11 protein-coding genes are annotated in these 13,292 nt (G+C 60.2%); 5 read left to right on the forward strand and 6 right to left on the reverse strand.

Features of this window, described 5'->3' with window-relative positions:
* Positions 1 to 57 precede the first annotated feature (57 nt).
* A complete protein-coding gene (leuS, locus tag LIY45_RS21175; protein WP_226477490.1) occupies positions 58 to 2,664 on the reverse strand; it encodes a leucine--tRNA ligase in 2,607 nt (868 codons plus the stop codon).
* A 261-nt stretch (positions 2,665 to 2,925) separates the two neighbouring features.
* Here leuS and LIY45_RS21180 point away from each other — a divergent pair, with 261 nt between their 5' ends.
* Positions 2,926 to 3,243 (forward strand): hypothetical protein, encoded by a 318-nt coding sequence (locus tag LIY45_RS21180; RefSeq protein WP_226477491.1) that lies wholly within the window; start codon positions 2,926 to 2,928, stop codon positions 3,241 to 3,243.
* A gap of 103 nt (positions 3,244 to 3,346) precedes the next feature.
* A complete protein-coding gene (locus tag LIY45_RS21185) occupies positions 3,347 to 4,108 on the forward strand; it encodes a YdcF family protein (protein WP_017476243.1) in 762 nt (253 codons plus the stop codon).
* Between the two features lie 136 nt (positions 4,109 to 4,244).
* Here the strand turns inward: LIY45_RS21185 and lnt are convergent, their stop codons facing one another.
* From lnt to miaB, 5 genes are all read right to left on the reverse strand, one after another.
* Positions 4,245 to 5,768 carry an apolipoprotein N-acyltransferase gene (gene lnt, locus LIY45_RS21190; RefSeq protein WP_226477492.1) on the reverse strand — a complete coding sequence of 508 codons (1,524 nt, stop codon included), beginning with the start codon at positions 5,766 to 5,768 and terminating at the stop codon, positions 4,245 to 4,247.
* 8 nt (positions 5,769 to 5,776) lie between these two features.
* Positions 5,777 to 6,616, reverse strand: coding sequence for an HlyC/CorC family transporter (locus LIY45_RS21195; protein ID WP_003215451.1), 840 nt, complete (start codon positions 6,614 to 6,616; stop codon positions 5,777 to 5,779).
* Positions 6,617 to 6,643: 27 nt separating this feature from the next.
* A complete protein-coding gene (gene ybeY, locus LIY45_RS21200; protein WP_017476241.1) occupies positions 6,644 to 7,117 on the reverse strand; it encodes an rRNA maturation RNase YbeY in 474 nt (157 codons plus the stop codon).
* The gene (locus tag LIY45_RS21205; protein ID WP_003215453.1) at positions 7,110 to 8,111 is read right to left on the reverse strand and encodes a PhoH family protein; all 1,002 of its coding nucleotides are present in this window, start codon (positions 8,109 to 8,111) and stop codon (positions 7,110 to 7,112) included. The genes ybeY and LIY45_RS21205 overlap by 8 nt, the downstream gene beginning before the upstream one ends.
* A 237-nt stretch (positions 8,112 to 8,348) precedes the next feature.
* Entirely contained in the window at positions 8,349 to 9,677 is a 1,329-nt protein-coding gene (gene miaB, locus LIY45_RS21210; protein ID WP_226477493.1) for a tRNA (N6-isopentenyl adenosine(37)-C2)-methylthiotransferase MiaB, read from the reverse strand.
* A gap of 131 nt (positions 9,678 to 9,808) precedes the next feature.
* Here miaB and LIY45_RS21215 point away from each other — a divergent pair, with 131 nt between their 5' ends.
* From LIY45_RS21215 to LIY45_RS21225, 3 genes are all read left to right on the forward strand, one after another.
* The gene (locus LIY45_RS21215; RefSeq protein ID WP_003215457.1) at positions 9,809 to 10,135 is read left to right on the forward strand and encodes a DUF1820 family protein; all 327 of its coding nucleotides are present in this window, start codon (positions 9,809 to 9,811) and stop codon (positions 10,133 to 10,135) included.
* Between the two features lie 283 nt (positions 10,136 to 10,418).
* Positions 10,419 to 12,473 carry an FAD-dependent oxidoreductase gene (locus tag LIY45_RS21220; RefSeq protein WP_226477494.1) on the forward strand — a complete coding sequence of 685 codons (2,055 nt, stop codon included), beginning with the start codon at positions 10,419 to 10,421 and terminating at the stop codon, positions 12,471 to 12,473.
* Between the two features lie 38 nt (positions 12,474 to 12,511).
* Positions 12,512 to 13,270 (forward strand): transporter substrate-binding domain-containing protein, encoded by a 759-nt coding sequence (locus tag LIY45_RS21225; RefSeq protein WP_226477495.1) that lies wholly within the window; start codon positions 12,512 to 12,514, stop codon positions 13,268 to 13,270.
* The last annotated feature ends 22 nt before the right edge of the window (positions 13,271 to 13,292 follow it).

The following is a 13,292-nucleotide window of genomic DNA, read 5'->3' on the forward strand; positions in this document are numbered from 1 at the left end:
TCGAGGCCCTGGAGGTTTTGTTCGGCGCCAGGGTTATGCCCTTGGCGCCCGATCCGATTAGCTAGCGACGATATTGACCAGTTTGCCGGGCACCACGATCACTTTGCGGATCGTCAGGCCTTCGGTGAAGCGCAGCACGTTCTCATTGGTACGGGCGGCGGCTTCGACTTCTTCACGGCTGGCGCTGGCGGGCATGTCGATCTGGCCACGCAGCTTGCCGTTGACCTGAATCACCAGTTGCAGCGTGTCCTGAACCAGGGCGCTGTCATCCTGTACCGGCCAGCCGGCATCGATGACTGCACCGCTGTGACCCAAACGGCTCCACAGGTCGTGGCTGATGTGTGGCGTGATCGGTGCCAGCAACAGGGTGACCGTTTCCAGGCCTTCCTGCACCAGCGCGCGGTCCTGTTCGGTGGCCTGCGGTGCTTTTTCCAGCACGTTCATCAGCGTCATCACCTGGGCGATGGCGGTGTTGAATTTGTGGTGCTGGCCCACGTCCTGGCTGGCGTGCTTGATGGCCAGGTGGGTGCTGCGGCGAATGGCTTTTTGTTCATCGCTCAAGGCTGCAACGTCCAGTTTGCCCGGCAAGCCCTGGCTGACATGGGCGTGCGCCAGGCGCCAGACGCGCTTGAGGAAACGGTGCGAACCCTCTACGCCGGAGTCGGACCATTCGGCGCTCATGTCAGGCGGCGAGGCAAACATCATGAACAGGCGGCAGGTATCTGCGCCGAACTGGTCGATCATCGACTGTGGGTCGACGCCGTTGTTCTTCGACTTGGCCATCTTCTCGGTGCCGCCGATTTCCACCGGCAGGCCGTCGGAAATCAACTTGGCACTGATCACCTTGGCCTTGCTGTCACGCACCAACTCGACGTCCGCCGGGTTGAACCAGGTGTAGGCGCCATTGGCTTCGCGACGGTAGTAAGTCTCGGCAATCACCATGCCTTGGGTCAGCAGGTTCTTGAACGGCTCGTCGGAGCTCACCAGGCCTTCGTCACGCATCAGCTTGTGGAAGAAGCGCGCGTACAGCAGGTGAAGGATGGCGTGTTCGATGCCGCCGATGTACTGGTCTACCGGCAACCAGTGGTCGGCCGCGGATTTTTCCACCAGGCCGCCTTCATAGTGTGGCGAGGCGTAGCGGGCGTAGTACCACGAGGACTCCACGAAGGTGTCCATGGTGTCGGTTTCACGCTTGGCTGGGGCGCCGCATTTCGGGCAGGTACACTCGTAGAATTCGGGCATGCGCGCCAAGGGCGAACCGGCGCCGTCCGGCACTACATCTTCCGGCAACACGACGGGCAGTTGGTCTTCCGGCACCGGCACGTCACCGCAGGTTTCGCAGTGGATGATCGGGATCGGGCAGCCCCAGTAGCGCTGGCGGCTGATGCCCCAGTCACGCAGGCGGAACTGGGTGCGCGAGGCACCGAGGTTTTTCTTGATCAGCGCGACTTCGATAGCGTCGAAGGCGCCTTCGAAATCCAGGCCATCGAACTCGCCGGAGTTGATCAGGGTGCCATGCTCGCCGTAGGCGTCTTGCCACGGGGCCGGGTTGGTGTCGCCCGAACTGGTGCGCACGACCGACTTGATCGGCAGGCTGTATTTGACGGCGAATTCGAAATCGCGCTCGTCGTGGGCTGGCACGGCCATTACCGCGCCATCGCCGTAGTGCATCAACACGTAGTTGGCGACCCACACCGGCAGCTTCGCGCCGGTCAGCGGGTGCTCGACGAACAGCCCGGTCGGCAGGCCTTTTTTCTCCTGGGTGGCGACGTCGGCTTCGGCCACGCTGCCGCCTTTGCATTCGGCGATGAACGCCTGCAGCTCAGGGTTGTTCTGCGCAGCCTGGGTGGCCAGCGGGTGCTCAGCGGCCACGGCGACGTAGGTCGCGCCCATCAAGGTGTCCGGACGGGTGGTGAAGACTTTCAGTACGCCTTCGGCGCCGATGGAGTCGACGTTGTAGGGGAACTGCACTTCCATGCCCTTGGACTTGCCGATCCAGTTGCGTTGCATGGTCTTGACCTGCTCGGGCCAGCCCGGCAAATCGTCGAGGCTCGACAAGAGTTCATCCGCGTACGCGGTGATCTTGAAGTAGTACATCGGGATTTCGCGCTTTTCGATCAGCGCGCCCGAACGCCAGCCGCGGCCGTCGATCACTTGTTCGTTGGCCAGCACGGTCTGGTCCACCGGGTCCCAGTTCACGGTGCCGCTCTTCTTGTAGATCACGCCTTTTTCGAACAGGCGAGTGAACAGCCATTGTTCCCAGCGGTAGTAGTCAGGCTTGCAGGTGGTCACCTCGCGGGACCAGTCCACCGCCAGGCCCAGGCTGCGCAGTTGGGTCTTCATGTAGGCGATGTTTTCGTAGGTCCACTTGGCGGGCGCTACGTTGTTCTTCATCGCGGCGTTTTCCGCCGGCATGCCGAAGGCGTCCCAACCCATGGGTTGCAGGACGTTCTTGCCCAGCATGCGCTGGTAGCGGGAAATGACGTCGCCGATGGTGTAGTTGCGCACATGCCCCATGTGTAGCTTGCCGCTGGGGTAAGGGAACATCGATAGGCAATAGAAAGTCTCCTTGCCTGGCTGTTCACTGACTTCAAAGGACTTTTGCTCATCCCAGAACGACTGGGCGGCATTTTCTATTTCACGGGGCTGATATTGTTCGTGCATGGCTACTTTTGAACTGAATAGGGGTGGCCTAATCCTCTTCGGTGCAACGTTCAGGTTGATCGACACCAAAAAGCGGCGCGTCCGTGCCCAAACCCTGCGGGAAGTGGAGTTACAGGAAGCGCCGTAGCATACATGACCCCACTCTATCGAGGGAAACCCTGATTGCGCGGCCGAGGCCGTTGGTCGCGGCGTCAGGCAGGCGGGGCCAGCAGGACTACGCTGTTTATTGGGGAGTGAGTCTTATCTTCAATGAGGTGAGGGATGGTTGATTTGCAGAGAACTTTAACGAAACCGCAGGTGTACGAAGGACTGATCGACCGTTTGGGTCGAGCACTGGATGCAGCAAAAACCGCAGGCCGATTGTGTGATGAACGGCCTCTGGAGTTGGAACTGCGTGGCTTGAGCCAGGCAGAGCTGGACGTGATCAAGGTGTATCTGGAGTTAAATGAGCATCGCGCGCCCCAGGTCATGGCCTCCCCGCCAGCCCAGGAGGTTTCGCGCTCGGCCAAGGTGGTATGGCTCAAGGATCTGTCGGCCGGTCGCGGCCCGGAAAAACTCCGGTCCGTGCGTTTCAAGTGAAGTACCGCGTTAGTGATCTGTAGCCTTCTCAACGTTTGTTCTTGTAAAGATTGTCGCTAAACCTCGTTACACCTTAGGCTTCGGGCATCTTTGGAGATGCCCGATGCCTATTCGTTATTTCATTAAACAATTGCTGTTGCCGCCCGGCATTCTGTTGCTGTTGCTGGCCCTTGCCTGGTGGTTTCGTCGCAGCCGGCCGCGACTGGCGGCGGTGTGCTTTGCCCTGGGGTTCGGCGGGATGTGGTTGATGAGCCTGCCGGTGGCGGTGCAGTGGGGGGCCAAGGCCCTGGAGACCGAGCCGCCTTTGGCCCGAGACGAATGGGCAACCCTGGCGCAGCGGGCTGATGCCATTGTGGTGTTGGGCTCCGGGCGTGAACGCGGGGATCCGGCGTGGGGTTCCGATCAGCCGACGGGTATCGGTCTTGAGCGCCAGCGCTATGCGGCCCGCTTGGCCAAGGCTTCGGGTTTGCCGGTGCTGACCAGCGGTGGCTTGCACTACGGCACCCCACCGAGCGAGGCGGAGCTGATGGCGGTGTCGATGCAGGATGACTTTGGCGTGAGCGTACGCTGGAAGGAAGAACGCAGCCGTACCACGTGGGAAAACGCTCAGATGAGTGCTGAGATTCTGCTGCCCCAGGGGATCAAGCGTGTGGTCGTCGTAACCCAGGCCTGGCACATGCCGCGTTCGCGCTGGAGCTTCGAAAAGGCCGGGTTTACGGTGGTTCCGGCGCCGGTGGGATTCCTGGGCCTGGACAATGCCCGGCCATTGGGTGGCTGGATGCCGGAATTCAAGTCGGTCTGGCAGAGCGGGCAGTTGCTCAATGAAGCGGTGGGGCAGGTGGGTTATCGGATGTTTTACAGGTAACACCGCCGGGCAAATGTGGGAGCGGGCTTCTGTGGGAGCCGGGCTTGCCCGCGATGCAGGCACCTCGGTGTGTCAGTTACACCGAGGTGATGCTATCGCAGGCAAGCCAGCTCCCACATTTATCCGAGTATTTCTGTTAAACCGTTTTCGACATCCGGCCCGCCAACAGCGCCCAGCCAAACAGGCCAAGGCACAGGATGATCAACGGCCACGAGCGCCATTCCAGATACGGCGTGAGGTTATGCATCGGCACCACTTCACCGTAGAGAATCCCGCGTTCAAACTGCGGGATCTGCACGGTGATCTGCCCGTACGGGTTGATCAGGCCAGTGACGCCGTTGTTGGTGGCGCGGATCATCCAGCGACCGGCTTCCAGGGCGCGCATCTGGGCCATCTGCAAATGTTGCAGCGGGCCGATGGAGCGGCCGAACCAGGTGTCGTTGCTGATGGTCAGTAACAAGTCGCTGCGGGCCGACAGGCCGGCGGCGAACTCCGGGTACACCACTTCGTAGCAAATGAAGGGCGCAATCTGATAGCCCTTGGCTTGCAGCAGTGCCTGGTCGGACGGCCCACGGGCGAAGTCCGACATCGGCAGGTCAAAGAACGCGATCAAGCCGCGTAGCATGTCCTGCAGTGGCACGTACTCGCCAAACGGCACCAGCTTCTGCTTCAGGTAGGTACCGTCGCCTTCACCCACCACGGTGATGCCGTTGAAGAAGCGCTTGTGGTGGTGCACTTCCTGGCGAATCGGCACGCCGGTGATCAGCGCGGTGTGCCGGTCGGCAGCGAACTTGCCCATCATGCCCAGGTAGCCTTCAACAGACTCCTTGAGCACCGGCACGGCGGTTTCCGGCCATACCAGCAGGTCAACAGGCTTGGAACTGAAGCTCATGTCACGGTATAGCGCGAGCTGGGCATTGAGCTGCTCGGGGTCCCACTTCATGCTTTGCTCGACGTTGCCCTGGACGGCCGCCACCGTCAGCGGCGCGCCAGCCGGGGTGGTCCAGGCGTGATGCTTGAGTGCAAGGCCGATGGCCCATGGCGCCACCAACAGCAGCAGGCCGGCACCGATGAACAGGTTGCGCTTGCCTGCCAGCAAACGTGGCAGGTTGAAGATCAATGCGGCAGTCAGCGCCAGGGCAAAGGAAATCAGCCACATGCCACCCAGGGGCGCGAGGCCGGTGAGGGGGCCGTCGAGCTGGCTATAACCGGAATAAAGCCACGGAAAGCCCGTGAGGAACCAGCCGCGAAACGCTTCCTGGCCAACCCACAGTGCCGCGAAGGCCAGGGCATCCGCCAGTGGCGCTTCGTTGCGGCGCAGCCAGCGCGCCCACAGCCAGGCCGGCAGGGCAAAGAACCAGGCAATGGCTGCGGTAAACGCCAACATCAGCATGCCCGCCAGCAGCACCGAAGCGCCGCCGAAGTGGTGAATGCTGTAGTAGATCCAGCTGGTACCGGCGCCAAACAGGCCGAAACCGAAACACCAGCCACGCCACAAGGCCTGGCGTGGTGTCAGTTCACGCAATCCCGCATAAAAGAACCCGGCCGCCACCAGCGCAAACGGCCAGAGGTCGAACGGCGCCAGCGCCAGGGTGGTGATGGCGCCGGCCACCACGGCCAGCAGGTTACCGGGCCAGCCGGGTGCAATCATACGGCGCATGTCAGTCCTTAGCGGGCAATAGGTGTCAGGCGAATCAGATGGATCCTACGGCTATCAGCATTCAGGATGCGGAAGCGGTAAGCACCGATCTCGGTGGTCTCGTTACGTTTTGGCAGGTGTCCGAACGCACTCATCACCAGGCCGCCAACGGTATCGAATTCATCGTCGGAGAATTCGCTGTCGAAGAACTCGTTGAAGTTCTCGATCGGCGTCAGGGCCTTGACCAGGAAGTCACCGCTGGGCAGCGGCTTGATGTAGCTGTCTTCTTCCACATCGTGTTCGTCTTCGATGTCGCCGACGATCTGTTCCAGCACGTCTTCGATGGTCACGAGGCCGGCCACACCGCCGTATTCGTCAATCACGATGGCCATGTGATTGTGGTTCGCACGAAATTCGCGCAGCAGCACATTCAGGCGCTTGGATTCGGGGACGAAGGTGGCAGGCCGCAGCAGGTCCTTGATGTTGAAGCTGTCGCCGTTCTCCTTGAGGATCAGCGGCAGCAGGTCCTTGGCCAACAGGACACCCATGACGTCGTCATGGCTTTCGCCGATCACTGGGTAGCGCGAGTGCGCCGAATCGATAACGGCCGGGAGGAATTCCCGTGGGGTCTGGGTCGCCTTGATGCTGACCATCTGCGAGCGCGGAACCATGATGTCCCGCACTTGCAAGTCAGCGACCTGGATGGCGCCTTCGACGATGGCCAGCGCTTCGCTGTCCAGCAATTTGTTCTGATGTGCCTCGCGCAGCAGCTCCAGCAGCTCCTGGCGGTTTTTCGGCTCGTGGGCAAAGGCCTGGGTGAGTTTCCCCAGCCATGACTTTTGCCCGTTGCTCGATCGGTCTTCGCTCATAGCGATTACTCTAAATCCTTTGTTGTGTCAGTTAGGTGTAGTTTCTATTTCGTCATCTGCATATGGGTCACGATGGCCCAATTCTGCAAGCAACGTTCGTTCCAGTGCTTCCATTTCTTCGGCTTCGTCATCGTCTATATGGTCGTAACCCAAGAGATGCAAGCAGCCGTGGATGACTAGATGGGCCCAATGGGCCTCAAGTTCCTTGCCCTGTTCCTTCGCCTCACGCTCGACCACTTCGACGCAGATCACCAGGTCGCCCAGCAATGGGATATCCAGCAACTCGTCGGGGACGTCAGCGGGAAAGGACAGCACGTTGGTCGCGTAGTCTTTTTGTCGCCAGGTGTGATTCAGTTCACGGCCTTCGGGCTCGTCCACCAGGCGAATGGTCAGTTCCGAGTCGGCGGTGCGCTGGCGCAGGGCCAGGGCGCACCATTGGCGGAACTGTTCTTCGCTGGGGGCGGGCGCTTCGGTGGCCAGCTGCAGGTCAAGCTCAAGCATCGCGGCGAGTGTCCTTGGCCGGTTGGTCATCGCGGTGTTCGAAGCGCTCGTAGGCTTCGACAATGCGCTGCACCAGCGGGTGACGGACCACGTCTTTGGGCATGAAGTGGGTGAAGCTGATCCCCGGCACGTCCTTGAGCACGTCGATCACCTGGGCCAGGCCCGACTTGGTGCCTTTGGGCAGGTCGACCTGGGTGACGTCGCCGGTGATCACGGCCGTTGAGCCGAAGCCGATCCGGGTCAGGAACATTTTCATCTGCTCGACGGTGGTGTTCTGGCTTTCGTCGAGGATGATGAAGCTGTTGTTCAGCGTCCGACCGCGCATGTAGGCCAGCGGGGCGATCTCGATCACCTGGCGCTCGATCAGCTTGGCCACGTATTCGAAGCCGAGCATCTCGTAGAGCGCGTCGTAGAGCGGGCGCAGGTACGGGTCGATTTTCTGGGCCAGGTCGCCGGGCAAAAAGCCCAGTTTCTCGCCGGCTTCCACCGCCGGGCGCACCAGCAGGATGCGTCGCACCTGCTCACGCTCGAGGGCGTCGACCGCACAGGCCACGGCCAGGTAGGTCTTGCCGGTACCGGCCGGGCCGATGCCGAAGTTGATGTCGTTACCCAGGATCTCTTTGACGTAGCGCTGCTGATTCAAGCCGCGAGGGCGAATCATGCCTTTCTTGGTGCGCAACGCAACGCTGGCTTCGGCTACCGGGTTATTGGCCAGGTCTTCCACGGCGGATTCCTGCAGGTACAGGTGCACCGTTTCCGGCGACAGCTCGCTACCTTTGGTTTCCCGGTAGAGGCGGCGCAGAAGGTTTTCTGCCGAGGTGGTGTGTTGGGGTTCACCAATAAGCTCGAATTGATTGCCGCGGTTGCGGATCTCGATGCTCAGGCGTTGTTCGATCAGGCGCAGGTGCTCGTCGAACTGTCCGCACAGATTGGCGAAACGGCGAGCCTCAAAGGGCTCGAGGAGGAAACGATGTGGTTCTATGGGTGCGTTCAAGGTCGTTTTTAGCCGCCCTGGGGCAATTAGGATGAAATCAAGGATAACGCCAGTGGCGCGGGTACGAAAGCACTTATATAGCCCGGGCCCGCTCTCAAGAACAAAGGCGATGCAGTGTGGGAGCTGGCTTGCCTGCGATGAGGCCGGCACGTCCAAAAGAGAGGCTGCCTGTTATATCGCTATCGCAGGCAAGCCAGCTCCCACATTTGATCTTCATTTGCCTGGAAAACCGGGGTCTCAGTTAATCAGCGAACCGCGCAGCGAGTGCGGTTGTGCCGCGTCGATGTGCACGTCGGCGAACTGCCCGATCAGCGTCGGATTATCGCAGCGGAAGTTGACGATCCGGTTGTTCTCGGTCCGGCCCTGCAATTCGCCAGGGTCTTTTTTCGAGTAGTCGGTCACCAGGATACGCTGGGTCGAGCCCACCATCTGTCGGCTGATCTCGAAGCCTTGCTGGTTGAGGCGATGCTGCAGCGCGTTCAAACGCTCTTTCTTCACCGCTTCCGGAGTCTCGTCCACCAAATCCGCCGCCGGAGTGCCCGGGCGCTGGCTGTAGACGAAGGAGTAGGAGAAGTCGAAACCAACGTCTTCGATCAGCTTCATGGTCTGCTGGAAATCTTTCTCGGTTTCACCCGGGAAGCCGACGATAAAGTCCGAGCTGATGCAGATTCCCGGTACCGCCGCACGCAATTTGCGCAGCTTGGATTTGTATTCCAGGGCGGTGTGGTTGCGTTTCATCGCCGAGAGGATGCGGTCCGAGCCCGATTGCACCGGCAAGTGCAGGTGTTTGACCAGTTCCGGCACTTCGGCGTGGGCCTGGATCAGGCTGTCGGAGAATTCCAGCGGGTGCGAGGTGGTGTAGCGAATCCGCTCGATCCCATCGACGGCGGCGACTACGCGGATCAACTCCGCGAGGTCCGCCAGGCGCCCGTCATGGGTCTGGCCGCGATAACCGTTGACGTTCTGCCCCAGCAGGGTCACTTCACGCACGCCGTTCTCGGCCAGGTGAATGATCTCTGCCAGTACGTCGTCGAACGGGCGGCTGACTTCTTCGCCGCGGGTGTAGGGCACCACGCAGAAGGTGCAGTACTTGCTGCAACCTTCCATGACCGACACATAGGCGCTCGGGCCATCGATGCGCGGCTCGGGCAGGTGGTCGAATTTTTCGATTTCCGGGAACGAGACGTCGACTTGCGGCAGCTTGGTGATGCGCGCGGCGTCGATCATTTCCGGCAGGCGGTGCAAGGTTTGCGGGCCGAACACCACGTCGACGTACGGTGCGCGGTCGCGAATGGCGGCGCCTTCCTGGCTGGCCACGCAACCGCCGACGGCGATCACCATGTCCGGGTTGGCCAGTTTCAGTTCGCGCCAGCGGCCCAGCTGCGAGTAGACCCGGTCCTGGGCCCGCTCGCGGATCGAGCAGGTATTGAGCAGGATCACGTCGGCGTCTTCAGCGCGGGCGGTGACTTCCAGGGCCTGATGTTCACCCAGCAGATCGACCATGCGCGAGCTGTCGTACTCGTTCATCTGGCAACCGTGGGTTTCGATGTAAAGCTTCTTGGCCATGGGGATCGTCAACTGGTGGTAAAGAACCGCGCATTATAGGGGGCATGCCGATAGGTTCCTAGCACTGTGCATCGGACGCCATGCTATAGTTCGCGCCCTCTTTTAAATCCCCGATGTGTTACCCGCCCACCATGACCAAACGTGAAGCTCCAATCTACAAGGTGATTTTCCTTAACCAGGGCCAGGTGTTCGAAATGTACGCCAAGCAGATCTATCAAAGTGATCTGTGGGGCTTCCTGGAAGTGGAAGAGTTCGTCTTTGGCGAGCGCACACAGCTGGTCGTCGACCCGGGCGAGGAAAAACTCAAGGCTCAGTTCGAAGGCGTGGTGCGCAGTTTTGTGCCGATGCATTCGATTGTGCGCATCGATGAAGTCGAACGCCTGGGCACGCCGAAAATCAGCGAGGCCCGGGGCATGAGCAATGTCATGCCGTTTCCGATGCCGATGCCTGAGAAGTAACCCTCAACTATTTTGTAGGGCGTTTCCGATTCTTTCCCTTCATGCATGGACATTCTGTTTGAAAAACAGCAGATTTTGTTTATGCAGAGAGGGCGCCATGAATACATCAATAATAAAAAGCCTGTTTCAATGGGACGTCAGTTCCGCTTCGTTAATTAACTCGTCATCAAAAAGGCTCTGTCCTGAACTACAAGGGCATTAGCGTTCTATCGCCTGGCGTTAGTTAACACCGATTTTTTTATGACGCAGTCATCAACGGACTTATCTGTTCGGGAGTAGCCCTGTGCGCGATCCTCGTTATGACATTCTGTTTGAGCCGGTACAAATAGGCCCGGTTCGCACCCGTAACCGCTTTTATCAAGTTCCCCACTGCAATGGCATGGGCCATGTGCATCCTTCCGCCATGGCACGTATGCGCGGGATAAAAGCCGAAGGTGGGTGGGGCGTCGTCTGCACTGAAGAATGTGAGATCAGCCCGTTGAGCGAGTTCTCTCCCTACATAGAGGCGCGCTTGTGGGATGAACGCGACATCCCGGCGCTCGCGCGAATGTGTGAGGCCGTCCACCAGCACGGGTCACTGGCCGGCGTAGAGTTGGCATTCAATGGTTACTCGGCACCCAACCGCTACAGCCGTGAGATTCCCTGGGCGCCCTCCAATACGCCGGTGCGTGGTTATGACCCGGTACAGGCCCGGGCCATGAGCCGTGCCGATATCCAGCAACTGCGCGCCATGCACCGGGCCGCCGCACTGCGGGCGCGGGAAGCGGGATTTGACATCATCTATGTCTATGCCGGGCATGACCTCAGCGTGCCGTTCCATTTCCTTGCGCCACGCAACAACCGCCGTACTGATGAGTACGGCGGTGTGCTGGAAAACCGCGTGCGGCTGTTGCGCGAATTGATTGAAGACACCCGCGATGCGGTGGGTGATCGGTGCGCCGTGGCGGTACGCCTGGCGGTAGACGAGCAGAGGGTCGACGGCCTGTCTCGCGATGGAGAGGGCGCTGAAATATTCTCGATGCTGGCGGACTTGCCGGATTTGTGGGACGTCAACGTCGCCGATTGGTCCAACGACAGTGTAACGGCGCGCTTTGCCTCGGAAGGTTATCAAGAGACCTTCCTATTGGGGCTGAAGGCTCTGATCAGCAAGCCGGTGGTGGGCGTCGGGCGGTTCACCTCGCCAGACACCATGGTCTCGCTGGTCCGCCGTGGCGTCCTGGACTTGATTGGCGCGGCCCGCCCTTCGATTGCTGACCCTTTCTTGCCGAAGAAGATTGAAGAGGGTCGAGCGGATGAGATTCGTGAGTGCATTGGCTGCAATGTCTGTGTCAGTGGCGACCACACGAGCACGCCGTTGCGCTGCACGCAAAATCCGACCATGGGCGAGGAGTGGCGGCGCGGTTGGCACCCCGAGTCGGTCAATCGTGCGCGTCAACCTGGGCGGGCGCTGGTGGTCGGCGCAGGGCCCGCAGGGCTGGAGTGCGCGCGGATGCTGGGCGTTCGGGGCATGGAGGTGGCGCTGGTCGATAGCTTGCGCACCCTTGGCGGACGGGTGGCGCTGGAGTCCCGGCTTCCCGGGTTGGCGAGTTGGGGGCGGGTAATCGACTATCGGCTGGACGCCTTGAGTCGCCTGGCGTCGGTTGAGATTTATCGGGAGAGTCGATTGCAGGCCCAGGACATCCTGGACTTCGCCGCAGAGCATGTATTTATCGCCACCGGCTCCCGCTGGCGGCGGGACGGGTTGGGACGAGCCTTGCGTCAACCGTTACCGGGCCTGGAAAGCCTGCCCGTCATCACGCCGGATGATCTGATGGCCGGTGTCCTGCCGGCTTCACCGGTGCTGCTGTTCGATGACGATCACTATTACATGGGCAGCGTATTGGCTGAACAGCTGGTGGCGCGGGGCGTGCAAGTGATATTCGTCACCCCGGCGGCGGATGTGGCGGCCTGGACCCATAACACCCTTGAGCAACACCGCATCCAGCGCCGCCTGCTGGAGCTGAACGTCACGATCGTCCCGTCTCATACGTTGGTCCGGTGTATGCCTGAAGGCCTTGTCGCAGGGTGCGTCTACACCGAGCGGGCACGCTTCATTCCCGCCGCTTCCTTGCTGTTGGTCACCTCCCGCGAACCCGAGCAGGCGTTGTATCAGGCGTTGAATAGCGCACCCGAACAGGTGCGCGCGGCCGGCATCGGCACGCTGACGTTGATCGGCGATTGCGTGGCGCCCGGCACGATTGCCGCTGCGGTGTATTCGGGGCACCGAATGGCACGGGAGTTTGATGCGCCCGTTGATTCTTTATTGGTCCGGCGAGAGATTCCGTTTATCGAGGTGTAATCAGTCCCGCTGTTTATTTAATAACGAGGAATACAATAATGAAAAAAATAATCCTGATGTTATTTGCTGTTCTTTTATTAAACACGCCACTGTTTGCCAATGACTATGCCGTCATTCGTTTTGGTGCTGATCCCAATTACGCGCCTTTTGCCTATAAAGACAAACAAGGCACGTTAACGGGTTTCGAAGTTGATATCGGTAACGCCCTCTGCACTCAGTTGAGTGTTCGCTGCCAATGGGTTGAAAGTGATTTTGACGGGCTGATTCCCAGTCTGAATGCCGGCAAGATCGACGCCATCCTTGCCTCAGTGACAGTCACTGCTGCACGAGAAAAGGTGATTGATTTCTCCTCGGAGGTGTTTTCCAGTCCCACCGCCATGGTGTTCCGTCCCGGCGCTGAGTTGACCAAGGGTATGGCTGTTGGCTATTTGCAGGGCAGCACCCAGGAAGTCTATGCCCGCCACGTGCTTGCCGGGCAGGGCATAAAGATCGTGGCTTATGCCGATCAGGAACAGGTGTATGCCGATCTCGTGGCAGGGCGGCTGCAAGCCTCATTGCAGGATGCACAGCAAGCGCAAAGCGGATTTATGCGCACAGCCCAGGGGGCGGGGTTCGTCCTCGGGCCGCCGATCGAAAGTGAATTGATGCCCTCCAAAAGCTCCATCGGCATCGCCAAGGGCAATCATGCCCTGAAAGCCCTGCTGGATAAGGGCCTGGCGGCACTGCACGCCGATGGTACCTACGCTCGGCTGCAAGACCAGTACTTTCCGGGTGTGAACATGTTCAGCGGTCAATGACCGTCCTTCCATGGCGAGCGAG

The sequence above is a fragment of the Pseudomonas sp. MWU16-30323 genome, assembly GCF_020515595.1.
Lineage (GTDB): Bacteria > Pseudomonadota > Gammaproteobacteria > Pseudomonadales > Pseudomonadaceae > Aquipseudomonas > Aquipseudomonas yamanorum.

Excerpts from the sequence above, each read along its gene's own strand:
- leuS (WP_226477490.1), bottom strand. The coding sequence starts at position 2,664 with ATGCACGAACAATATCAGCCCCGTGAAATAGAAAATGCCGCCCAGTCG.
- LIY45_RS21180 (WP_226477491.1), top strand. The coding sequence starts at position 2,926 with ATGGTTGATTTGCAGAGAACTTTAACGAAACCGCAGGTGTACGAAGGA.
- LIY45_RS21185 (WP_017476243.1), top strand. The coding sequence starts at position 3,347 with ATGCCTATTCGTTATTTCATTAAACAATTGCTGTTGCCGCCCGGCATT.
- lnt (WP_226477492.1), bottom strand. The coding sequence starts at position 5,768 with ATGCGCCGTATGATTGCACCCGGCTGGCCCGGTAACCTGCTGGCCGTG.
- LIY45_RS21195 (WP_003215451.1), bottom strand. The coding sequence starts at position 6,616 with ATGAGCGAAGACCGATCGAGCAACGGGCAAAAGTCATGGCTGGGGAAA.
- ybeY (WP_017476241.1), bottom strand. The coding sequence starts at position 7,117 with ATGCTTGAGCTTGACCTGCAGCTGGCCACCGAAGCGCCCGCCCCCAGC.
- miaB (WP_226477493.1), bottom strand. The coding sequence starts at position 9,677 with ATGGCCAAGAAGCTTTACATCGAAACCCACGGTTGCCAGATGAACGAG.
- LIY45_RS21215 (WP_003215457.1), top strand. The coding sequence starts at position 9,809 with ATGACCAAACGTGAAGCTCCAATCTACAAGGTGATTTTCCTTAACCAG.
- LIY45_RS21225 (WP_226477495.1), top strand. The coding sequence starts at position 12,512 with ATGAAAAAAATAATCCTGATGTTATTTGCTGTTCTTTTATTAAACACG.